General features: G+C 65.7%; 20 protein-coding genes. 9 read left to right on the top strand and 11 right to left on the bottom strand.

The window, feature by feature from the left end:
- Positions 1 to 16 precede the first annotated feature (16 nt).
- The gene (locus P8R42_30400; protein ID MDG2308916.1) at positions 17 to 1003 is read right to left on the bottom strand and encodes a YCF48-related protein; all 987 of its coding nucleotides are present in this window, start codon (positions 1001 to 1003) and stop codon (positions 17 to 19) included.
- A gap of 190 nt (positions 1004 to 1193) precedes the next feature.
- Here P8R42_30400 and P8R42_30395 point away from each other — a divergent pair, with 190 nt between their 5' ends.
- The 3 genes from P8R42_30395 to P8R42_30385 are packed head-to-tail and all read left to right on the top strand — an operon-like array spanning position 1194 to position 3719.
- The gene (locus P8R42_30395) at positions 1194 to 2831 is read left to right on the top strand and encodes an AMP-binding protein (protein MDG2308915.1); all 1638 of its coding nucleotides are present in this window, start codon (positions 1194 to 1196) and stop codon (positions 2829 to 2831) included.
- 10 nt (positions 2832 to 2841) lie between these two features.
- Positions 2842 to 3312: a MaoC family dehydratase N-terminal domain-containing protein gene (locus P8R42_30390; protein MDG2308914.1), complete on the top strand. Its 471-nt coding sequence runs from the start codon at positions 2842 to 2844 to the stop codon at positions 3310 to 3312.
- The gene (locus tag P8R42_30385) at positions 3309 to 3719 is read left to right on the top strand and encodes a hypothetical protein (GenBank protein ID MDG2308913.1); all 411 of its coding nucleotides are present in this window, start codon (positions 3309 to 3311) and stop codon (positions 3717 to 3719) included. Before P8R42_30390 ends, P8R42_30385 begins: the two co-directional genes overlap by 4 nt.
- 1 nt (position 3720) lies before the next feature.
- Here the strand turns inward: P8R42_30385 and P8R42_30380 are convergent, their stop codons facing one another.
- Entirely contained in the window at positions 3721 to 4197 is a 477-nt protein-coding gene (locus P8R42_30380) for a pyridoxamine 5'-phosphate oxidase family protein (GenBank protein ID MDG2308912.1), read from the bottom strand.
- Between the two features lie 85 nt (positions 4198 to 4282).
- Between P8R42_30380 and P8R42_30375 the strand changes: the two genes are divergently transcribed.
- Genes P8R42_30375 through thiC form a run of 3 tightly spaced genes read left to right on the top strand, consistent with a single transcriptional unit; the run spans position 4283 to position 9754 of the window.
- Complete coding sequence (locus P8R42_30375) at positions 4283 to 5764, top strand: hypothetical protein (GenBank protein MDG2308911.1); 1482 nt, start codon at positions 4283 to 4285, stop codon at positions 5762 to 5764.
- Positions 5764 to 8109: an MMPL family transporter gene (locus P8R42_30370; protein ID MDG2308910.1), complete on the top strand. Its 2346-nt coding sequence runs from the start codon at positions 5764 to 5766 to the stop codon at positions 8107 to 8109. Before P8R42_30375 ends, P8R42_30370 begins: the two co-directional genes overlap by 1 nt.
- Before the next feature lie 10 nt (positions 8110 to 8119).
- Positions 8120 to 9754 carry a phosphomethylpyrimidine synthase ThiC gene (gene thiC / locus P8R42_30365; GenBank protein ID MDG2308909.1) on the top strand — a complete coding sequence of 545 codons (1635 nt, stop codon included), beginning with the start codon at positions 8120 to 8122 and terminating at the stop codon, positions 9752 to 9754.
- A gap of 82 nt (positions 9755 to 9836) precedes the next feature.
- Here thiC and P8R42_30360 read toward each other — a convergent pair whose 3' ends face one another.
- On the bottom strand, positions 9837 to 10349 hold the full coding sequence (locus P8R42_30360; GenBank protein ID MDG2308908.1) for a regulatory protein RecX: 513 nt from the start codon (positions 10347 to 10349) through the stop codon (positions 9837 to 9839).
- Positions 10350 to 10424: 75 nt separating this feature from the next.
- On the opposite strand from P8R42_30360, the gene P8R42_30355 reads away from it, so the two are divergent.
- Positions 10425 to 10556, top strand: a complete 132-nt coding sequence (locus tag P8R42_30355; GenBank protein ID MDG2308907.1) for a hypothetical protein — start codon at positions 10425 to 10427, stop codon at positions 10554 to 10556.
- A gap of 105 nt (positions 10557 to 10661) precedes the next feature.
- Here the strand turns inward: P8R42_30355 and P8R42_30350 are convergent, their stop codons facing one another.
- From P8R42_30350 to P8R42_30335, 4 genes are all read right to left on the bottom strand, one after another.
- Entirely contained in the window at positions 10662 to 11888 is a 1227-nt protein-coding gene (locus P8R42_30350) for a PilT/PilU family type 4a pilus ATPase (protein ID MDG2308906.1), read from the bottom strand.
- Positions 11889 to 12085: 197 nt separating this feature from the next.
- On the bottom strand, positions 12086 to 13225 hold the full coding sequence (gene recA / locus P8R42_30345) for a recombinase RecA (GenBank protein ID MDG2308905.1): 1140 nt from the start codon (positions 13223 to 13225) through the stop codon (positions 12086 to 12088).
- A gap of 269 nt (positions 13226 to 13494) precedes the next feature.
- The gene (locus P8R42_30340; protein ID MDG2308904.1) at positions 13495 to 14787 is read right to left on the bottom strand and encodes a competence/damage-inducible protein A; all 1293 of its coding nucleotides are present in this window, start codon (positions 14785 to 14787) and stop codon (positions 13495 to 13497) included.
- An 18-nt stretch (positions 14788 to 14805) separates the two neighbouring features.
- Positions 14806 to 15213, bottom strand: a complete 408-nt coding sequence (locus P8R42_30335) for a phosphatidylglycerophosphatase A (protein ID MDG2308903.1) — start codon at positions 15211 to 15213, stop codon at positions 14806 to 14808.
- Between the two features lie 507 nt (positions 15214 to 15720).
- Here P8R42_30335 and P8R42_30330 point away from each other — a divergent pair.
- Positions 15721 to 16161 (top strand): DCC1-like thiol-disulfide oxidoreductase family protein, encoded by a 441-nt coding sequence (locus P8R42_30330; GenBank protein ID MDG2308902.1) that lies wholly within the window; start codon positions 15721 to 15723, stop codon positions 16159 to 16161.
- A 13-nt stretch (positions 16162 to 16174) separates the two neighbouring features.
- Here the strand turns inward: P8R42_30330 and P8R42_30325 are convergent, their stop codons facing one another.
- Genes P8R42_30325 through P8R42_30315 form a run of 3 tightly spaced genes read right to left on the bottom strand, consistent with a single transcriptional unit; the run spans position 16175 to position 19990 of the window.
- Positions 16175 to 17305, bottom strand: a complete 1131-nt coding sequence (locus P8R42_30325) for a DegT/DnrJ/EryC1/StrS family aminotransferase (protein ID MDG2308901.1) — start codon at positions 17303 to 17305, stop codon at positions 16175 to 16177.
- Positions 17302 to 18813, bottom strand: a complete 1512-nt coding sequence (locus P8R42_30320) for a sugar transferase (protein ID MDG2308900.1) — start codon at positions 18811 to 18813, stop codon at positions 17302 to 17304. The genes P8R42_30325 and P8R42_30320 overlap by 4 nt, the downstream gene beginning before the upstream one ends.
- A 43-nt stretch (positions 18814 to 18856) precedes the next feature.
- Positions 18857 to 19990 (bottom strand): glycosyltransferase, encoded by a 1134-nt coding sequence (locus P8R42_30315; protein MDG2308899.1) that lies wholly within the window; start codon positions 19988 to 19990, stop codon positions 18857 to 18859.
- Positions 19991 to 20236: 246 nt separating this feature from the next.
- Between P8R42_30315 and P8R42_30310 the strand changes: the two genes are divergently transcribed.
- Entirely contained in the window at positions 20237 to 20563 is a 327-nt protein-coding gene (locus P8R42_30310; protein ID MDG2308898.1) for a DUF5658 family protein, read from the top strand.
- A 32-nt stretch (positions 20564 to 20595) separates the two neighbouring features.
- Here P8R42_30310 and P8R42_30305 read toward each other — a convergent pair whose 3' ends face one another.
- On the bottom strand, positions 20596 to 21366 hold the full coding sequence (locus P8R42_30305) for a Sir2 family NAD-dependent protein deacetylase (GenBank protein MDG2308897.1): 771 nt from the start codon (positions 21364 to 21366) through the stop codon (positions 20596 to 20598).
- Positions 21367 to 21446 lie beyond the last annotated feature (80 nt).

The raw sequence follows: 21446 nt of genomic DNA, 5'->3' as shown, positions 1-21446 counted from the left end.
TGGATCCCGCCCGGGCTCAGCCGTCGCCCTTTTGGAGAAGGACCTCACCTCGATCGAACCGTGCCGTGAGACCGTTCGCACCGGCCACGACCGCGTGGTCGCCAGGCGCCGCCGACACACCTCGCACCCAGAGAAGCGCCATCTCGGCGGGCAACTTGTGCTCCGCCCAGTTCTCTCCTCCATCCGCACTGACGAGCATCATGCCAATGTCACCGACGACGTATCCGAATTCATCCGAGAACGAGATGTCGTAGAGCCCCGGATTCCGAAGCGCCTCGAGGGCTCCGAGTTCCGCAAGAGAAGACGATCCGCGCTGCCCGCGCTGGAGATCCCACGTTTCGCCGCCGTCCCGCGTGCGAAGGATCAGGCCGTCTATCCCGACGACCCAACCGTCGGTGGGGCTCCTGAAGTCCACGCCGAACAACGTCTTGTCGGTCCCAACATCACTCGGGCGCCACGTCACGCCGCCGTCGTCGGTGATACGGACGCTGCCGAACTCACCGACCAGTGCACCGTGCTGCGCATCGGCCCAGGCCATGTCCGTCAGCACGATATCGTCGGAGAGAGTCCGATCCTTCCACGTCTCGCCGCCGTCTACCGACTCGAACACCGCGCCCCAGTCGCCGACGGCCCAGACGTGGTCGCGGCTCGCGAACGCGACTGCGAAAAGATTGCGATTCGTGCCGCCATCGATCTTCGTCCATGTCCTCCCACCGTCGTCGGTGCGCAGGATTGTTCCGGCCTTCCCCACCACGACGCCATCCATCTCGTTCGAAAAGTCGATCGAGAACAGGTCATCCAGAGTGGGCGTCTTCTGGGTATCCCACGTCGCCCCCCCGTCGTCCGTCCGATAGACGGCCCCGAAGGCACCCACGACCCACCCACGATTCTCGTCGAGCAGCTTTGCCGCGAACAGGTTCTCCACGACGCGTGCGGCGCCGGAGGGCGCCGCGAACGCTGCCAACAGAGAGACCGCCACGGACAGCAAGCGCATCAACTTCATAAGAGGTGGGTATTCCTTGCAATGGTTGCGCCGCCGCCAGTTCGGAGGCGCGGAGGATGCCCCCGGCTTATAAATTTCGCCCACAAATGGTGTCAACCCTGATCGCCTGGCGGTGGCTGGACCCCGCGTGGGAGTGACGGCTCTTGACGTTCGGGCGAACCTAAGCGTAGGAGCCACGACGTTGGCTCGCATGAAACATGACAAGCCCAAAGGGGGCTTGGCCGACCTCTATCGGTCCTCCGGACTCTGGCGCGGCATCTCCCTCTTCCAGAGGTTCGAGGTGACGTGCGCACAACAGCCCGATCGAATCGCGCTCGTCGACGGAGGAACGCACCTCCGTTTCGACCAACTCGACCGAGCGGTAAGGCGATGCGCGAGCGGCCTCGCTCGCCGCGGCGTCGGCCCGGGCGATGCGGTGGCCTACCAGCTGCCGAACTGGTGGGAGGCTGCGGTCACGCTTCTCGCGACGGTACGTCTCGGCGCCATCGCCGTGCCGATCGTCCCGCACCTGCGGGCACGCGAGGTCGCGCTGATTCTGTCGGAGACGACCCCGCAGGTCATCGTCATGCCGGACCGACGCGGCGACATCGACTACCGCGAACTCCTCGCGGAAGCCGTGACCGCCGCTAGCTGGGAGCCGCGCGTCGTGTTCACGCGACCCGAACGCCCCGCCGAAGCGCCGGCCGAGGACTTCGCCCATCTTCTCGCTGTGACCGACGAAACGGAAGTGCCCATGGTCGATGCGTCGAGCCTCGCGGTGGTCGTCTACACGTCGGGCTCGACGGCAGCGCCGAAGGGCGCCATGCACACACACGAGACTCTCGACGCCGAACTCGCGAGCCTTCGCGTGGCACACGCGCTCGGCCCCGATGACCGCGTACTGATGCCCTCCCCGCTCACCCACGTCTCGGGAGTCATCCACGGCATTCTCGCGCCCGCCCTGCTCGGCACGAGTGCGATCCTCATGGACCGATGGGATGCCGGCGTCGCACTCGAACGAATCGAGTCCGAAGGTGTAACGTACATGATCGGCGCCCCGACCTTCCTGCAAGAGATGCTCGCGCATCCCGACCTCGGCAAGCGAGATCTCTCGAGCCTTCGTCTGTTCTCGTGCGGCGGCGCGAGTGTCCCGTCGGAATTGATGCGACTCGCGCGAGAGAAGCTTCCCGGCCTGATTTCTAAGCGCGTCTACGGCTCGTCCGAGTTCCCCACGATCTCCACCACCGACGCCGAGGACGCCGAGTCTCGCGGGCTCGACACAGAGGGGCGCCCCCTCCAGGGCGTGGAGATCCGCATATGCGACGAGAACGGGACGCCGACGGCGATCGGGGTCGAAGGCGAGATCCGCGCTCGCGGCCCCGACTGTATGGTCGGCTACGCCGACGCGAGCCTCAACGCGGAGACGTTCGACGAGGAGGGCTTCCTGCGTACCGGTGACCTCGGCGTCATCGATCGCACGGGCTATCTCACCGTGACCGGGCGCGTGAAGGACATCATCGTCCGCAAGGGCGAGAAGATCAGTGCCCGGGAGATCGAGGATTTAATCGCCACGCATCCCGCCGTTGCCGAGGTCGCGGTCGTGCCGATCTCCAACGCCGAGACCGGCGAACGGGCGTGCGCCTGCATCCGTCTGACCCCGGGCGCCGATGCACCGACCCTCGACAAACTCGTGTCGTTCCTGCGCGAAAAGGACCTCACGACCAGGAAGCTCCCCGAACAGCTGGTCATCCACGCCGATCTACCCCGTGCCCCGAGCGGCAAGATCCACAAGAAACGGCTGCGTGACGAGGTCGAGCGGCTACTCGCGCAGCCGACCCCCGGTCGTTAACCTCCTTCCGATGTCGTTCGAGGACATCGACAAGAGCCTCATCGGAGAAGTCTACGATCGCTATACGTACGAGCAGATCCATGCTGAGGATCTGATCCGGTACGCGCGCACGTTGGGCATCGACGATCCCATCTACCTCGATGAGGAAGCTGCGAAGGCCGGCCCGCACGGCGCCCTGATCGCCTTTCCAACCTACGTCGTGAAACTCCGCGGCGGGCAGTGGATGCCTCCCGAGGTGATGAAGCACATGACCCGCGACGGCTTCGATGCCGGGAAGGACATCGAGCTCGGCGTTCCGATTCGCGCCGGGGACCAGGTGACGGCGATCTCGCGAATCACCGAGATCTACGAGAAGACAGGACGGAGCGGGTCGATGTGGTTCGTCGTCTTCCGTCAAGAGATCCGCAATCAGAACGACGAGCTGATCGCGAACGTCGACTCGCGTCTGATGCAGCGGACGGCGAAGAAGGAGTCGGCATGAGCACGTCGTTCGAAACGATCGAGCCTGGTGACGAGCTCGATCCGGTCACGATCGATCTCGCTTCCGACTTCGTTCGCGAGCATGCCATCGCGATGGACATGAACGCGGGCCGCTTCACGGACAACAAGAGCGCCCAGGAAGAAGGCCTTCCCGGCCAGATCACGCCGGGCAACATGTCCCTCGGCCTGCTCTCGCGCACCCTCCTGGGCTGGATGCCCGGTTCGCGCCTCGAACGCATCGGCACGACGTTCCGGGGCCTCGCACGCGCCGGCGTCCCCGCGAAGATCCAGGCGATGATCACCGAGAAGGACGACGAGACGCGACGCATCGAGTGCGACGTCTGGATGGAGAACGAGGCGGGCGACCGCCTCGTGATCGGAACCGCGACCCTTCAGTTCCCCAACTGAGTCACTCGGCCTTGGCGTCAGCCGGACGGAGCTTCACTCGGTAGGCAATCGTCTTGCCCTCCGTCACGCGGTCCGCGCGCGGGCGGAAGAACCCGATCCAGGCGATCCAGTACTTGTCGGAGTACTTCTCACCCATCATGGTCACCGTTTCCGGGTCGTCGATGCGCTCGGCTTCCCCGATCAGATACGGCCCATCGTCCTCGCCGACCCAGACGTGCAACGGACTCCCGCGCTCCAGCCGCTTCGCCTTCCAGCTGTCGGGAGCGGTGCTGGTGTAGAGGACGTCGCTCTCGCCATCCGACCAGAACCAGATGGGCGCGGCCGAACTCAGCGAGCCATCCTTGCGCTCGGTGGCGGTGTAGATGAGGTCCGAGTCCGCTAAAGCCTTCCGCGTCGCCGTGTCAACCTCCGCCGAAGCCGCGGATGCCGTGGCAGCCAGGGCCGTCACGATCGCCATCGAAATTAGCGCTTTTCGCATCGGCGCGAGCCTACTGCGCACCTCCGTGTAAGTACAGTAGATGGATTCGCTTGCGGTTTCCGGTGCAAGCGGAACAGATAGGCCCATGCTGCTGGTGGGTCCGGAGAACGACCGCGTCCTCTCGTCGCCCACCCTGTTGATCTGTCTCCTGGCCTCGGTGTTAGGGGCGCAGCCTGCCTCGGCTGCTGCGGGTCCCGTCGAATTGTCGGGCCGGATCGAAGGGCTCGGCGTCGCTCGTTTCGACGACGACACACCCAGGCAACGCCCGCTGGCGCGGCTCGACCTCTCCGCGACTCAGAAGTGGACAGACCAGCTTCGATGGAAACTCTCCGCCGTCGGCCGAATTGGGGGTCCCCCGTTCGGCGCCCGCACAGGAGCGTTCGACTTCGACCGAACGTTCCAGAACTACTCTCCGTCCCTCGAACTCGGCGAAGCCTGGATCGATTTCACCACCGAGCATGCCGCGGTCCGGCTCGGCACCCAGAAGTTCTTCTGGGGCATCCTCGACGTCATCCAACCAAACGACCAGCTCAACCCGCGCGAGTATGAGGATCCGTTCCTCGTGAGCGAGAAGGATCGGAAGATCGCCGTGCCCGCGGTCTCCATCGAGCTCTTTGCGCCCTCGCCTCCCGCCAGCTGGCACACGAGCGACCTGCAGTTCTCACTCGTGTGGCAGCCGATCGCCGTCCCCTGGCGGTTTCCTCTCCCCGGCGAGCGCTGGTTCGCTCCCGCGGCCCGCGCGCCCGACACGATATTCGTCGGCGCCATCGACGGAACGCCCTGCCCATGCGACCTTCCTGTCGATCAAGTCGCGCGAAACAGCGATGCGCCGGCCCGGCGGTTCGACAACGGCAACGTCGGAGTCCGGCTCGGCGGACGCAGCGGCATCGTAGATTGGCACCTCATGTTCTTCGACGGATACGACACCGCTCCGGCCTTCGACACGACGGCCCGCGTCAACGATCCGATTGAGGACCCGTCGGTCGAAACCGAACTGCTTCCCGCCTACCTTCGATACACATCGGTCGGCGCCGACGCAGCAACTACCGTTGGGGATTGGAGTGTGCGGGCCGAGGGGGCATACAAGTTCGGAAGGCCATGGTCGTTCGAACTCTCGCGCCTCACCGATCAGGTCGTGAACGACCCGGACGCCGTCGACGCCCTGCTCGACGGCGAGACTCTCATGCTTCCAACGTATGTGAAACGCGATGCGATCGAGTGGGGCCTCGCGGCCGACACGTTCTTCGCCGACACGCTCGCGCTCGTCGAGTTCTACCAAGTCTTGCTGTTCAACAACGACGTCCCGCTGCTCGTGCGCAACGTCGACACGAGGCTCGCGGTCAACCTCGAAACGCCGTGGTTCGGCGAACGGCTCACGACGGAACTGTTGGGCGTCTGGGGGATCGAGGCCGGCTACGCGCTGACACGCGCGCACGCGAGTTGGGCGTGGACGGACGCTCTGCGACTCGAACTGGGCCTTCTCGGCATCTGGGGAGATCAGGACTCGCTAGTCGGCCAATATGAACGCAACAGCCAACTCTACGGTCGCGTGACCTACTCATTTTAATGGGATCCCCCGCATTCAGGAAGTGGGCCACGTTCGTCGTACGCCACCGTCGCATCGTCATCGGCGCACTCGTGCTCGTCTCGGCGCTCCTCGCGCTCGGAGTGCCGCGACTGAGACTCGAAGTCGACCCCGATCGCAACCTCCCTCCGTCCCACGAGGCGATCCAGGCGCTCCAGGAGCTCAACGAACGCTTCGGCGACAAGAACCTGGTCCTGATCGGCCTCTTCCCGACGAGCGGGGATGCCTTCTCTGCCCCGTTTCTCACATCCGTCGCCCGGGTGAGCGCACGCATCGAGGCCCTCCCTGGGATCATCCACCCGCTCTTCCAGAGCATCGCTTCGCCGGCCATGAACGACATCCGCGCCATCGACGGGGACATCGAGATCGATCCTCTGATGTCGGCCGCGCCCTCTTCTCAGACTGAGGCCGATGAGGTTCGCGAGCGCGTCTTTGCGAACCCGTCCTACATCGAGACGCTCGCCTCACGCGAAGGCGATGGCATCGCGATCTACGCGACGTTCGACCTCACCGAAGAGCTGCCGAGCTACGAGCTCCTCTACACGCGGGTGCGCGACGAGATGTCGTCCCTCGACGACAGCAGCTTCGAGTACGCGCTGTCCGGCCCCGTCGTTCTCGCAGGGGCGCTCGGCCTCGAGTCCGCCCGAGTCACTACGTACCTGCCGCTCGCGCTGATCCTAATCGGGCTGGTTCACTACCACGCGTTCCGCACGATGCAGGCCATCTTCCTGCCGTTCGTCACGGCGATCCTGGCGGTCGTGTGGGCGATCGGTGCCATGGGACTGCTCGACGTGCCGCTCGATCCGTTCACCACGACGACGCCGATTCTGATCCTGGCCGTCGGCGCGGGACACGCCGTGCAGATCCTGAAGCGCTACTACGAGGAGTACGCCCGTCTGGGGGACAACCACGCCGCCATCATTGAGTCCATCGCGCAGATCGGCCCCGTCATGGTCGCCGCCGGCACGATCGCGGCCCTCGCGCTCTCCTCGCTCGTCACGTTCGATCTTGCGACCGTCCGCACGTTCGGTCTGTTCGGCGCTCTCGGCGTCACCTCCATCCTCGTGATCGAACTGACCCTGATTCCCGCCGTCCGGGCGGCGCTTCCCCCGCCCCGCGAGAAGGAGGTCGGCCGCGAGAACCGACACGCAATCCTCGACGCCACGCTCGGACGCCTAGCCGACGGCGTCCTCGCCTCGTGGCCACTCCCGATCCTCGCCTCGACGACGGTGGTCGTCGTGATCTGTTTCGGGCTCGCCTCGCGCATTCACGTCGACACGAGTTTCAAACGAAGCTTCGCGCCCGGCACTACGGTCCACGACGACGACGAGCGCCTGAACGCGACCTTCGCCGGCACGAACACCTTGGTCTTCCTGATCGAGGCACCCGAGGCGGGCGGGATCCTCTATCCCGAATCGCTGCGCGCCATCGACCAGTTCGAGCGACGCATGGAAGACCTTCCCGGCGTCGGCAAGGCAACCTCGATCGTCGATACGCTGCACTTCCTGTACCGCGCGCTCGAAGACGACCCGACGCTCCCGCTTCCCGAGCGCACGCGACTCGCGAAGCAGATCCTCTTTCTCTACGAGTCGGGCGGAGGCTCGGTGACGACCCAGCTAACCACGGACGACCGCATCGCCAAGGTCGTCGTACTCTTGCAGGACGACAGCACCCTGTACGGCACGCAGCGTATTGCCGACGCCAAGATGATTCTTGAAGACGTACTCCCTCCGGGATACGAGGCTCGAATCGCGGGGACCCTGGCCTCGAACGCCGCACTCACAGAAGTCGTCGTCGCCGGGAAGCTCATCAACATCGCTCAGATCGCACTCGTCACGTTCCTCGTGGCCAGCGTTCTCCTGCGAAGCGCGCTCGGCGGTCTTCTCGTCGTCGTGCCCTTACTCATCGCCGTCGTCGTCGACTTCGGTGTGATGGGCGCATTCTCAATCCCTCTCGACGTAGTGACGGCGCCGGTGACGGCGCTCGGGATCGGGATCGGTGCGGACTACGCAGCCTACTTCTTGTTCCGATTGCGCGAGGAGACCGCGCGCCGGAAGGACTTCGGTGCGGCCTTGCGCGCCACCTACGACACCTCCGGAAAGGCGATCTTCTTCGTCGCAAGCGCGAACAGCGCCGGGTACGCGACGCTCTGCCTGTCGTCCTTTGCCATCCACGTGCGCCTCGGGGTCCTGGTCTCCGTCACGCTGTTGGCCGCCGGCATCGCCTCTCTCACCGTGCTTCCCGCTCTGGCCCGGCTGGCCTATGGGAGCCGGCTCCGCTCGGGCCTCCTCGGAAGCGTCCTTGAACGCCCAGAGGACCGAGCGTAGAACCTCAAGCATGACTCAGCTCGAGAGTGCTCGGAGAGGCCAGATCACACCGGAGATGCGCCGCGTTGCCCAGAGGGAGGGCGTCGCCGCAGAGCTCATCCTCGCCGAGGTCGCGCGGGGTCGCCTGGTCATCCCGGCGAACGTCCGCCACCTGGCGGGAAGCGCGGGCCAGCCCCCTTCCGAGACTCCGACGAGTCGCGATTCCACGGTCGTGGGTCACCCGGGCGCTACCGAGCGCGCCGGGCTCTGGGTCAATCAGACGGCGCCGCAGCGCCAGGCCGAGCTCGAGGACGACGACGCGCTTCGCGGCGACGTCGCCAAAAAGAGACTCGACCCGACCGGCATCGGTCGAATGATCACGACGAAGATCAACGCGAACATCGGTGCATCACCGGTCTCGAGCAACCTCGACGAAGAGGTCGAGAAGCTGCGCTGGGCGCAGCGCTACGGCGCCGACACCCTGATGGATCTCTCCACGGGCGGCGATCTCGCCGAATGCCGACAGGCGATCATCGACCACAGCACGATTCCGATCGGCACGGTGCCCATCTACAGCATGATCATCGGCCGCTCGATCGAAGAGCTGTCGCACGACATGATCCTCGCCGAAGTCGAGCATCAAGCGCAGCAAGGCGTCGACTACTTCACGATCCACGCGGGCGTACTGCGCGAGCATCTCGGGCTCGTTCGTCCCCGCATCACCGGCATCGTCTCGCGCGGCGGCTCGCTGCTGGGCAAGTGGATGATCCACCACAACAAACAGAACCCAATGTACGAGCTGTTCGACGAGATCAGCGCGATCATGCGCGAGTATGACGTTACCTACTCGCTCGGAGACGGACTGCGCCCCGGATGCCTTGCCGACGCATCCGACCCCGCCCAGCTCGCAGAGCTGCACACCCTCGGCGAACTCGTCCACCGCGCTCGCGATGCAGGCGTGCAGGTCATGGTCGAGGGTCCGGGCCACGTTCCGATGGATCAGATCGGCTTCAACATGGAACTCCAGCAGAAGGTCTGCGACGACGCGCCCTTCTACGTCCTCGGCCCTCTCGTGACCGACGTGTTCCCCGGCTACGACCACATCACGAGCGCCATCGGCGCCACCGAGGCCGCTCGCCACGGCGCCGCCATGCTCTGCTACGTCACGCCGAAAGAGCACGTCGGCCTGCCCCGCCCGCAGGATGTGAAAGAAGGCTGCATCGCCTACAAGATCGCCGCCCACGCGGGCGACATCGCCCGTGGCGTCGACGGCGCACGCGAGTGGGACGACGATCTCTCCCGTGCCCGGGCCGCACTGAACTGGCCGCGCCAGTTCGAGCTCGCCTTCGACGGCGAAACCGCCCGCGCGCTGCACGACGAGGATCTCGACGTCGACACGGATTTCTGCGCGATGTGCGGCCACGACTGGTGCAGCATGCGCATCTCGAAGGAGATCGTGGAGTTCGCGAGCGGGAACGACCCTGACTACCAGCCCGAGCGTCGCGCGATGCAGAGCCCCGGGGTGGGCGAGCAGGGTCGCGGACTCCTCGAGCGCCGCGGTACCGATCTCCCGAAGGTCGGCGATCAGAACGCCTGCCACAGCGACGTGAAGCCCGAGCGCACGTCGGCCGAGGCCGTTCAGGACGAGACCTCCACGGCGCGCTGAGGGCAAGGGCGCCGCGGGCGCCCCCGGACACAGCCGAGTCCCGTCAATACAGCGGCAGCGCGCGCTCTGACCCGAGATGCGCCTACCCGTCGATATCGATGTCCATGCCGATCGCCTGCCGCGCGATCCCGTAGGGAAAGCCGCGCCGAACGAGCAGGCGCACGGCCTTCTCCCGAACCTTCAGGTCGCCGTCGACGCCGTCGGGATAGCGCCGCTCGAGCAACGCCCGCGCGCGCTGTAGATCACCCTCGCCACTCTCCTCGACAGCCGGCGCCGCTACATCTCTGGGCACACCGCGCGTGGACATCTTCTGCGCCACCCGGCGGCTACCGAGATTCCGACGCTCGGCCTCGCGAACGATCACGTCGGCGACCGCGGCTTCGTCGAGGTACCCCTGCTCGCGCAGCCGGTTGATCGTGAACTCGATCACCTCGGACGAGTACTCGCGACGCAGCAGGAACGTCTCGATCTCGGCCGCCGTGCGAGGGCGCCTTGCGAGCGAGCGCACCGAACTCGCAAAGGCGCGCTTCTCCTGCGTCTCTCGGTCCCCAATCGTACCGACCGCCGGCCCTTCCCGCGGCTTCTTCCACCCCACGCCTCAGAAGTATCAGATCCGATCGAGATCCCGACAACGCTTGTGTCAACCGCGTCAACGCCCTAGACCGAGTCCGTGAACATAAGACACCACCGCAAGCTCCTCGCCGCCGTCGCCATCTCCCTCGCCCTCGGCTGGTTCGCCTGGAACGTTCTCCTCGTCGAATCAGAAGTCTCCGAGGCAGACCAGGTTGGGGACGTTGGTTAGTCTCGGGATTTTTGTTTAGTCGCGATGCAGGTTCGGTCCGACCCGACGCCCTCGGTAACCGCGACTAAACAAAAATCCCGAGACTAACCAACGTCCCCTCCGCTTCTAGAACCTCTTTACCAGGGCGGCTGGGGGGGCGGCGGGCGGCTTTCGGGCGCCAAGCAACGGGACCGCGGCGGCGCCGCCGGAGGTGGGGGCGAGGGCATCGTCGGAGTTTTCGTCGGAGTCGAAGTTGTCCCAGCGGGCGTCCGAGGTGGAGCTGATGCCACGCACCTGGAGGGCGAAATCGTCCGGGTTCGTCGCCTGCGAGAGGGCTTCATCGTACGTGATCAGGTCGCGGCGGTAGAGATTCATGAGCGACTGATCGAACGTCTGGGTGCCATACGAGACGTTGCCCTTGGCAATGGCATCGGTGAGCTCGCGCGGGCTGCGCTCGGGGTCCTTGATGATGTCGCGCACGAGCGCCGTGTTCACCATTATCTCGACGGCGGGAACGAGTCCCTTGCCGTCAGCGCGCGGGACGAGACGCTGACTGATGATCCCCTTCAGGACGGACGACAACACGATCCGAATCTGCTCTCGCTGGTGGTCCGGAAACGCCTGGATCACACGAGTCACGGTCTCCGCCGCGTCGAGCGTGTGGAGCGTGCTCATGACGAGGTGACCCGTCTCGGCCGACATGATCGCGGTCTCAATCGTCTCCAGATCACGCATCTCACCGACGAGGATCACGTCGGGATCCTGACGGAGCGCCCCCTTCAAGCCCGCCGCGAAACTGGGCACGTCGACGCCGACCTCACGTTGGCTGATGATGGAGAGCTTGTCGCGGTGCGTGTACTCGATCGGATCCTCGACGGTCACGATGTGCATCGCATCGCGCTGGTTCATTTGGTCGATCATCGATGCCAGCGAGGTCGACTTTCCGGAGCCGGTCGTCCCCGTGACGAGGATCAGTCCACGCGACTCCTCGGCCATCTTCCCAACGATCTCGGGGAGCTGAAGCTCCTTCAGAGCCTTCACCGACCTCGGGATCGCACGCATTGCGATCCGCATCTCACCGCGCTGGTGATAGATGTTCACACGGAAACGACCGAGTTCGTCGGTGCCGTAGCCCAGATCGACCTGCCGCTCGGCAGCCAGGCGAGCCCGCTGTGGCTCGTCCGCAAGTTGCTTCACGATGTCCTGCAGATCCAGTTCGCCGAGCGGCGGGAACTGCTCCTCGGGCCCGAGACGGCCGAACCGCCGCAGGTACGGCGGCGCACCGAGCTTCAGGTGGATATCCGAGGCCTCGCGGTCCAACGCGTGCCGCAGGATTTCGTCGATCATCAACATGCTGACCCCCTCTCGAGCGCGAACCTCGGGCCGCGGATTAACCTCCGCGACGGCTCACTCAGGGATCATCGGACGGTCAAACTGGGGCCATGAGCCGACGGCACGGATTGCACGCTTCTGCGCAATGGCGGTCGGGCCCCGACGAACCCGACCGGAGCGCGAACGCACCGGCCGGGACGTCGGAATCGAGCGGTTTGCTAGTCTTTTTGCCCCGCAGCTGCCGCCTGGACGGCAGGCTCCGCTTCGTCGGAGAGTTCGAGCGGCTCGTCGGCATCCGCTTCAGCATCTGCGCTAGCGGGCACTGCGCTAGCCGACCCTGCGCCGCCGGGCACCCCGCGTTTCTCGCGAATCGCCGCTTCGATCGTCGCCGCGATGTCGGGGTTCTCCCGCAGGAACTCCTTGGCGTTCTCACGCCCCTGCCCGATCCGCTCGTCGGCGTACGAGTACCAGGAGCCCGACTTCTCGACGAGGCCGTCGTCGGCACCGAGGTCGAGGATCTCCCCCTCACGGGAAATGCCCTGTCCGTAGAGGATGTCGAACTCAGCATCGCGGAACGGCGGTGCCACCTTGTTCTTTACGACCTTCACCTTGGTGCGGTTGCCCACGACCTCGTCGCCCTGCTTGATCGCACCGATCCGGCGGATGTCCATGCGGACCGACGAGTAGAACTTGAGAGCGTTGCCACCCGTCGTTGTTTCCGGGTTGCCGAACATGACGCCGATCTTCATGCGGATCTGGTTGATGAAGATCACGATGGTGCGCGAGCGCGCGATCGTGGCGGTGAGCTTTCGCAGCGCTTGCGACATGAGCCGCGCCTGCAGGCCCATCTGCGGATCGCCCATGTCACCCTCGAGCTCGGCGCGAGGCACTAGCGCCGCCACGGAGTCCACAACCAGGACATCGAGGGCACCAGAGCGAACGAGCGTCTCGGCGATCTCGAGCGCCTGCTCACCGTTGTCCGGCTGGGAGATCAGAAGATCTTCGAGCTTCACACCGAGCTTCCGAGCGTAAACCGTGTCGAGCGCGTGCTCGGCATCGATGAAGGCGCTCGCGCCGCCCTCTTTCTGGGCCTCGGCGATGATCTGCAGAGACAAGGTTGTCTTACCGGACGACTCCGGGCCGTAGATCTCGATGACACGGCCACGGGGCACCCCACCGACGCCGAGAGCGATGTCGAGCGAGAGCGAGCCCGTCGACACGGCCGCCACGTCGTTCGGGACCGCGTCGGCCCCAAGCTTCATGATAGCGCCCTTGCCGAATTGCTTCTCAATCTGGCTCATCGCCAGCTCGACGGCACGATCCCGATTGCTCGCGTCTGCCTGTACCACCTGGGCCATCGGCCCTTCCGACTTCCGTTTTGCCATGTCGCGCCCCATCGTCCTTCCTCAACCTGCCCTGAATCTGCCTGAACCTTAGCGGCAGTGCCGGACAGCCAGTGTCTCTTAACGGCCTTCCGCTTCTCGATCGGGCTCGAACCTGGGGGAGGGAACATCCCCAATACCCCTCCGGTAGATCCCAACCGACTTTATGGCGGCTTTCGATCTCGATTGCATCGCCGGGGGCGACAAAATCAATGCCTCTGAACCATCTTCGCTTTTTGTTCGTATCACGATCGAAAGCCGGATTCCAGCACCGGAAGGCCCAGGGCCCAACGCCGGATCCAGTCGAGCGCGATCTGCGAGGTGAGGGTCTTGATCCAATCCCGATTGCCCCACAACTGCAGGCGGTGCCCGAGCTGGACGCCGTCCGCGTCGAGGCCGAAACACACCGTGCCGACCGGCCGCTCCTCTGTGCCTCCACCCGGTCCCGCGATGCCGCTCGTCGCGATCGCGACGTCGGCTCCCGACCGCCGTCGCGCACCGGCCGCCATCTCCCGCACGGCCTCCTCGCTGACGGCACCATGCGCCTCCAGAGTCTGCGGCAAGACGCCGAGGACCGAGGCCTTCGCCTCGTTGGAGTAGGTGACGAAATCGGCGAGGAAGTACGCGGAGCAGCCCGGCACGTCGGTGAGCCGATGGCCGATGAGCCCTCCGGTGCACGACTCCGCAACGGCGACCGTCGCTTTCTTCTCGAGAAGCACCCGACCGACTTCTTCTTCCATCGTCGCTTCGCCCTCGGCGTACACGACCGGGCCGAGTGCCTCGCGCACCCGGCAGGCGAGCCCCTCGATCCGCTGCTCGGCGCCGGCCACGTCTCCAGGAAGGATGAGCTTCACGGCGATCTTCGGAAAGCTCGCGCGATAACTCACGCGCACTTCGCCGATTCCCGCGAGCTCGCTCACCCGCTCCCCGAGGGCCGACTCGCTCATGCCGAAGGTCTGAAAAACGCGCGTCACCGGGGCCGCCCCGACGCCCGGAAGCGCCGTGAGCCACGGCAGGACCCGTTCGTCGAACATGGGCTTCATCTCGCGGGGAACACCGGGCATCACCACGAGGTGACGCATCACCGGCGCCCCGCCGACGCTGCGCTCACAGGTCACGCGATAGCCGGGGGCCGTGCCGAGGGGGTTCTCCAGGATCGTCGCACTCTCGGGAAACAGCGCCTGGCGCAGATTGCTCTCGGGCATCTCGCGATTCATCGCCGCGAAGAGTTGGCGGACCTTCTCGGCCGAGGCCTCATCGAAGCGCAGGGGCTCCCCCAGCATTGCGGCGACCGTTTGCGTCGTGAGGTCGTCCGTCGTCGGGCCGAGGCCGCCGGTACAGACGACCAAGTCCGCCGCCTCGAAGGCCCGCTCCCAGGCCCAGGTGATCCTCTCGCGGTCGTCTCCCACGACCAGCACCGCAGCGACGTCGATCCCCAGGCCGAAGCACCGATCGGCGAGCCACTGTGCATTGGTGTCGGCGATTTTGCCCGTGGTGAGCTCTTCGCCGGTGGACAGGATTGCTACGCGCAGGGCCATTTAGATCTCACTCCCAGGTCAGATGAAGAGTCGCATGAGGAGGTTCGCATAGATCCCGCTCACGACGTCGTCCAGGACGACGCCCGCCCCCCCCGGCATCCGACGGTCGATCTCTCCCGCGGGCCAGATCTTTACGATGTCGAAGACTCGGAACAGGGCGAATGCGAGGATCAGATTCGGAAACGTTGGAGGAATCCACAGGAGAGCCACCAACATCCCGACGATCTCATCGATCACGATCTCGCCGCTGTCGTGCTCCGGGAGAACCTGCTCCGCCTGGCCGGCGATCCAGCAGGCGATCCCGATTGCGACCGCGACCAGGACGAGCGTCGGGACGACCGCGTCGGTCACTTGCAAAATCGCAAGGTAAAGAGGGATGCCCAGCAGCGACCCGAACGTACCCGGCGCAAATGGGGCAAAACCCAGACCGAAGCCGGAGGCGACAAAACGAATGAAGCGGGAGTGGCCGATCGGCGGCTTCTAACCGGGAAATCAGGGCCTGTCCACGAAACTAAAGCACATGACGCCGTGCGCTATCGCGTCGCGACGGCCCAGCGAGGCGCCGCAGAGAATCGGTTCAGTGCATTGGTGGAGTACAATGGATCCGGCGAACTATACCCACAAAACCGTAATTTCGCACGGCCTGGAGCCTCTCTTGCAGTTTTGCCCGATGCGAACCTAATGTTTTTCAAGGGTTTTTCTGGCACCGAGCTTGCAGTTCTACCTGGCTGACTGGGGGATCTACCGGAACCTAGATCCTGGCTCACGCACCCGAGCAAACCGACCTCCTCCGCCCACATATTTTCCGTACCCTGATGTCCTCTGCCTCTCGATCCCTCAGTCACTTCCACCTCCCCACCGCGTCTTCGTGATCCACCAGTGCCCCCCCCCCGCCCGACTCGAAGCCACATGCTACGATAGGCGGAGGCCATGGTGCCCGATCCGAAAACTCCTCTCCCGGGCCCAGTCGTGTTCATCGATGGCGAGTGCTTGCTCTGCAATCACGCCGTCGCCTTCCTGGCCGAACGCGACCCCGTGGGAGTACTGCGGTTCGCTCACCTCCAGGGTGCGCTCGCCGAGGAGTGGCTGCCTGCGGAGGCGCGCGATGTCGGCCTCGGTGGAGCAGTCGTCTTCATCGAGCCCGACCGAGGGAACCGCGTCAGCAGCCGCAGCACGGCGATTCTAAGGGTCCTCGGCCGCCTCGGGCGTGGCTGGGCGCTGATCGCGCCGCTGGCGCAGATCCCCGGGATCTCCAGGGTCCTGGACGTGGCCTACCGCTATGTCGCCCGGAATCGCGACCGCTGGTTCGGACGCGACAAGGAGTGCCTCATCCCCACTCCCGCGCTCCGCGACCGCTTCATCGAGCCTCTGTAGGCCGCGGAGGCGTTCAAGCGTAGAAGGCGATGATCGCGCTCACGACGCGGTCCTGCTCTTGGGCACGAAGCTGCGGGAAGATCGGCAGGGCCAGGACCTCCGCCGCCGCGCGCTCGGCTTCAGGAAAATCTCCCGGGCCATACCCGAGGGATTCGAAGCTGGGCTGCACGTGAAGCGGCTCGGGATAGTACACCCCGCTGCCGATCCCGTGCTCGGCGAGGTGGGCGCGGAGCTCGTCGCGGCGCGGTGCGCGGAGCACGTACTGATGAAAGACATGAGTCGCATCCGGAGCGACGATCGGTAGACCGAGCGTCTCCCCGAGGCCCGCGTCGCACAGGAGTTCCCCGTACCTGGCGGCATGCGCCGCGCGAGCCTGGTTCCAGTCCTTCAGGTGGCGGAGCTTCACTGAAAGCGCCGCGGCCTGAACGCCGTCGAGGCGCGCGTTCCACCCGACCTCCAAATGTTCGTATCGCTTCTCCGAGCCGTGGTCGCGCAGCCGTCGCACCCGACTTGCGAGACGATCGTCCCCCGTCGTAACGAGGCCCGCCTCGCCGACCGCGGCGAGGTTCTTGGTCGGATAAAAGCTGAAACAGCCAAAGTCGCCGAACGCGCCGGCGCCGAACTTCCCACGACGCGCGCCAATCGCCTGCGCGGCATCTTCGATGATCGGGATTCTGTGCTCGCGACCGATGGCGTCGAACGCATCGGGATCGACGCATTGCCCATAGAGCTGCACCGGCATGATCGCCCGGGTGCGATCCGTGACGACCTTCGCAACCTCGGCGGGATCGAGCAGGTAGTCCGCCCTCGAGATGTCTGCGAAGACAGGTTGCGCGCCCAGGCGCACGATCGCCGACACCGTCGCGAAGAACGTGAACGGTGTCGTCACGACCTGGTCCCCAGGACCGACGTCTAGCGCCGCAAGCGCGAGCAAGACCGCGTCCGAACCCGACGAAACACCGATCGCGTGCTCGACGCCGAGGAACTCGGCGACCTCCTCCTCGAAGCGCGCCGCCGCCGGACCCAGGATATACGCCTGGGACCGCAGGACCTCGAGGACCGCCGCCTCGAGCTCGCCTGCGATCGACGCATACTCACGGCGCAGGTCCAGGAACGGAACGCGCGTCGTCTCGTTCGGGCTCAATGTGCGTCTCGATTGCGCAACACCGCGAGGAAGGTGCGCAGGAGGATCGTCAGGTCCAACTTCAACGACCACCGATCGATGTAGTCCAGGTCCGCCTGGAGGCCGCTCAGGAACGGGTCTCCCAGGGCGTGACTCACCTGCCAGAGACCGGTGATCCCCGGATGCATCGAGAACCGCTTCCGCTGCCACGACGCGAAGTCGACGATCTCCTCAGGGATCATCGGACGGGGCCCGATCAGCGTCATGTGTCCGGCGAGCACGTTCAGCAGCTGCGGGAGCTCGTCGAGATCGAACCTGCGCAGGAAACTACCGACCCGTGTGACGCGGGGATCGCGACGCACTTTGAAGATAGGCCCGTCGGCCTCGTTGAGGCCGCTCATCGTCCCACGCTGGCCCTCGGCGTCCGCCGCCATCGTACGAAACTTCAGCATGCCGAACCGGCGCTTGTTGAGGCCGATCCGCTCCTGCCGGAAGAAAACCGGCCCGTCCGAGTCGAGGCTCACCGCAGCCGCGATCAATACCCACAGCGGAGCCGACAAGACCAACAGGATCGGGGCGACCGCAAAGTCGAGCGCACGCTTCACCGCCCGTGCCCAGGCCGAGTGCACCTGCGGGTTGATCGACAGGAGCGGCACGTCGGCCAGGTGCTCCAAGCGGGCGCGCTCGAGGCCGGCCCCGAGCGCTTCCACCGACACGTGGAGATGCACGCCCTCGCGATCACACGCGGCGACAAGACGCGAGATGTCGGCGGCCCGCAGATCTGGCGTGGCAACCGCGACCTCATCGATCGCCTCGCGGGCGAGCAACTCGTCGAGAGCGGGGAACTCTGTCCCCGACTCCCGAGAAACCGTCGCCCTCTGCAGCGCGGCTACGGAGAGACGATCCACGACGGCGATCCCGAACGGCGACTCCCCGTCAAGCACCGCCGACAAGTGCGCGACATCATCGGCCTCGCCGACGAAGAGAACCCGCGGTGCGGCCTCCCCCGACTCGCGCGCGCGGACGATCAGCGGCCGCAAGCTGAGGTGGACGCCAATCAGGAGGATCGTGCTCGTTGCACCGTAGATCGCGAGAAACAATCGACTCACGTAAGAGAGCTTGAACGTGTAGAGAACCGTCGCGCCGAAGACGAGCGCCATGCCAACAGACAAAACGACCGTCCCGGTGATGGCGCCGAGAGAGAGCGTCTCGGCGGCAGTATGTGCGCCGCGGCGCTCTAGGGCGAACAGCGTCACCATCGCGACGAGGGCGGCGGGCGCAATGTAGACCTCGGGCGCGTAGAGTGGCGTGAGATCCGCCGGCAGCATGCGCGTCTTCACGAGGTAAGCGAGGGGGAACGCAAGGGCGAGAACGAGACCATCGGCGAGCAACGCGAGCTGCCGGAAGTACGCAACGGGACCTCCGCGAGCGACCGCGCGCCCAGCAGCGCGCCCTCGGACGGATTCGGCGCTTCGACCGCTCCCGAGGGCCGACCCCGCCTCTGCCCCATCGGGCCCTTTAGCGACCACGGCCATCGCTCCGCCCGTTACCCCAGTCCCCTCACCGAAGCAATCACGCTTTGGCGAGTCGCTCGGCGAGCCGCTCGTACGATCGCGCGACGCGGTCCCAGTCGTACTCCGCTCGGACGCGATCGAACGCCGCCGCAGCCCGACTCGCACGAACGTCCTGGTCTCCGAGCAGGACCTCGCGAAGTCGCTCGGCCAGGTCAGGAACGGAGTTCTTTCGATAGTACCAACCGGCATCGGCGAGAACTTCACGATGCTCGGGGATGTCGTTGGCTACGATGGGAAGCCCCGCCGCCATCGCCTCGAGGAGCGCGGGGTGGGTCCCGCCGACTTCGGTCGCCTGGACGTAGGCCCCGGCGTTCGCTCGAAGTTCGTCATACCCTTCGCCGAACAGGAATCCGGCGAACCGAACCCGGCCGTCACCTCCGGCCAACTCCGAAAGCCGAGTCTTGTACGAGTCTGCGTACGGGGCATCGCCCACGATGACGAGGTGCCCCGGAACCTCGGAGGCACGGAACGCGCTAATGACGACGTCCGCGTTGTTCTCGGGCTCGAGTCGGCTCACGTACAGCACGTACTGGCCCGAAACGACGCCCAGGCGGTCCAGGGTTTCGCGCCCCGTCGCCTGCGGCGGCTCGGCCCCGTAGGGGATCATCTCAACGCTACCGGCACCGCGAGCGCGGTAGTGGTTCTCGATCACGCGACAGTCGGCGATCAGCGTGTCTGCAAGGCGCGGACCGAGCCAGGACGCCAACCGATAGAAGGATCGCCCGGCGACGCCCCACTTGCGACGGGTGCTCTCAATTCCGTCGATGGCCAGGACCGTGGGGGTTCCGGTCTTCCGCAGCAGCGGCAGCGCCGGAAAGTTCGCGCTGTTGCAGACGACGGCGAGATCGAACCTCTCCCCGCGAGCCCACCAGGCCGCGCGGACGGTGTGCAGGACGGTCTCGAGATGTTTCGACCGCGGTGCCGGCAAGACGACGAGCCGTACTCCGCGGTGGAAGTGCCCGTGCAGAGCCGGGTCTACGCTGCCCGAGCGGCCGAAAACCGTGACCGAATGGCCGCGCTCGACCAATCGCGACCCCAACTGCTCCGCGAAGGTCTCGAAGCCCCCGTAGGAGGCCGGGATCCCGCGGGTGCCGAACACGGCGATCCGCAACCGACGCTCCTTATCCTCCACCCCGCTCACCTACCCCCACCATAGCAAGCCTGGCGTCCGTCGCCCTAGCAGGCGGTTGAAAAGCCCCTCCCGTCGGGACGGACGAGTGCGACGCCCCGACCACACAGCGAACTCCCGATCAGGGGCGGCGATCGTTCACCTCCGCGAGTCGCCGGCCCGATCGTGCAGATTCGCCAGACCGGAACCGCTCAAAAAGCTCGATTTCCCGCGGGTACGGTTGGTCCCAGCGTTGCAAACTCCGCTCTCGTGGCAACACTCCTCACTCCACTCTCCCGGCTGCAGGCGCTCCTACTCGCGAACCTGAGTCTCCAATTTCTGGACGGCTGGGTCACGCTTGCGGGGACGAGCCGGGGTTTCCCCGAGGGAAACCCGCTGGTCGCTACGGCGATGTCGTCGGTGGGACCGATCTATGGGATCGCCGTGGTGAAGATCGTCGCCATGGGCCTCCTGATCCTGGTCTACCAGCGACGCGAGCACCGGTTCGTGGAGCCCGGACTTCTGTCCCTGGCAGTCACGTACACGCTGTTCGCCGTACTGCCGTGGACGGTCATCTTGGCCAACACCCCTCGCTGAGCCGGCCTTGGCCGCCCCTGCCCTCCTCTTGGCTAAGGTGCGCCGTCGAGAACGCCGGCGACGATCGCGGGGAGGCAGGTCCCCAGCGGGTGATCGAGCTTGGCGTCCGCGATCGAGTCGTACGGCGTGCTGGATCGGGTGACCACGACAACCTTCGCGCCATGTTCCTTCGCCACGTCGACGAGGGACGCAGCCGGCTGCACCTGCAGCGAGGTTCCGAGCGCCAGCAGACAGTCCGCGCGGCGGGTGTGCTCCATCGCCTGACGAAGGACATCCGGCGGCAACATCTGGCCGAAGGAAACCGTCGCGGGCTTGAGGGCCCCTCCGCACGCTTTGCATTTCGGGACGTCCTCGCCCGCCTCGAGGCGTGCGAGGACCGTTTGGATCGACTCCTCGGCCCCGCATTGGAGGCAGACCGTGTGCCGGTTGGTGCCGTGCAGTTCGAGCACCTGCCGACTCCCGGCCGCCTGGTGCAGACCGTCGATGTTCTGCGTGATCACAGCGAGTAGACGGCCCGCCTCTTCGAGCCGACGGAGGGCATCATGCGCGGGGTTCGGCCGTGCCGCGAGCATCGGAGGGATCGTCGCGGCCTTGTACTGCCAGTGTGCGCGGCGCGCCTCCTCGGACCTCTGGAAGTCGGCGTACTCGACAGGCTTGTACTTCTCCCAGACACCACCGGGGCTGCGGAAGTCGGGGATGCCCGACTCGGTGGATAGACCCGCGCCGGTCAGCGCAACGACCTTCTTGCTTCCCCGGACCAGTTCGACTGCTCGCGCGAGAAGATCTGTCGCTCCATCCGCCACGAGACGAGCCTACCCTGCACTCGACGCCAGGTCACGCGACCACTCAAGCGACTCAAACCCGCTCGTCAACCTTGACATCC

This window comes from Candidatus Binatia bacterium, from assembly GCA_029243485.1.
Classification (GTDB): Bacteria; Desulfobacterota; Binatia; order UBA12015; family UBA12015; genus VGTG01.
Note: the sequence above shows the minus strand (reverse complement) of the source record. Positions and strands in the feature narration are given on the sequence as shown.

Coding starts and splice junctions, on each gene's coding strand:
- recA (MDG2308905.1), bottom strand. CDS start 13,225: ATGGCCCAGGTGGTACAGGCAGACGCGAGCAATCGGGATCGTGCCGTC.
- P8R42_30340 (MDG2308904.1), bottom strand. CDS start 14,787: ATGGCCCTGCGCGTAGCAATCCTGTCCACCGGCGAAGAGCTCACCACG.
- P8R42_30350 (MDG2308906.1), bottom strand. CDS start 11,888: ATGTTGATGATCGACGAAATCCTGCGGCACGCGTTGGACCGCGAGGCC.
- P8R42_30395 (MDG2308915.1), top strand. CDS start 1,194: ATGAAACATGACAAGCCCAAAGGGGGCTTGGCCGACCTCTATCGGTCC.
- thiC (MDG2308909.1), top strand. CDS start 8,120: ATGACTCAGCTCGAGAGTGCTCGGAGAGGCCAGATCACACCGGAGATG.
- P8R42_30390 (MDG2308914.1), top strand. CDS start 2,842: ATGTCGTTCGAGGACATCGACAAGAGCCTCATCGGAGAAGTCTACGAT.
- P8R42_30370 (MDG2308910.1), top strand. CDS start 5,764: ATGGGATCCCCCGCATTCAGGAAGTGGGCCACGTTCGTCGTACGCCAC.
- P8R42_30380 (MDG2308912.1), bottom strand. CDS start 4,197: ATGCGAAAAGCGCTAATTTCGATGGCGATCGTGACGGCCCTGGCTGCC.
- P8R42_30385 (MDG2308913.1), top strand. CDS start 3,309: ATGAGCACGTCGTTCGAAACGATCGAGCCTGGTGACGAGCTCGATCCG.
- P8R42_30400 (MDG2308916.1), bottom strand. CDS start 1,003: ATGAAGTTGATGCGCTTGCTGTCCGTGGCGGTCTCTCTGTTGGCAGCG.
- P8R42_30375 (MDG2308911.1), top strand. CDS start 4,283: ATGCTGCTGGTGGGTCCGGAGAACGACCGCGTCCTCTCGTCGCCCACC.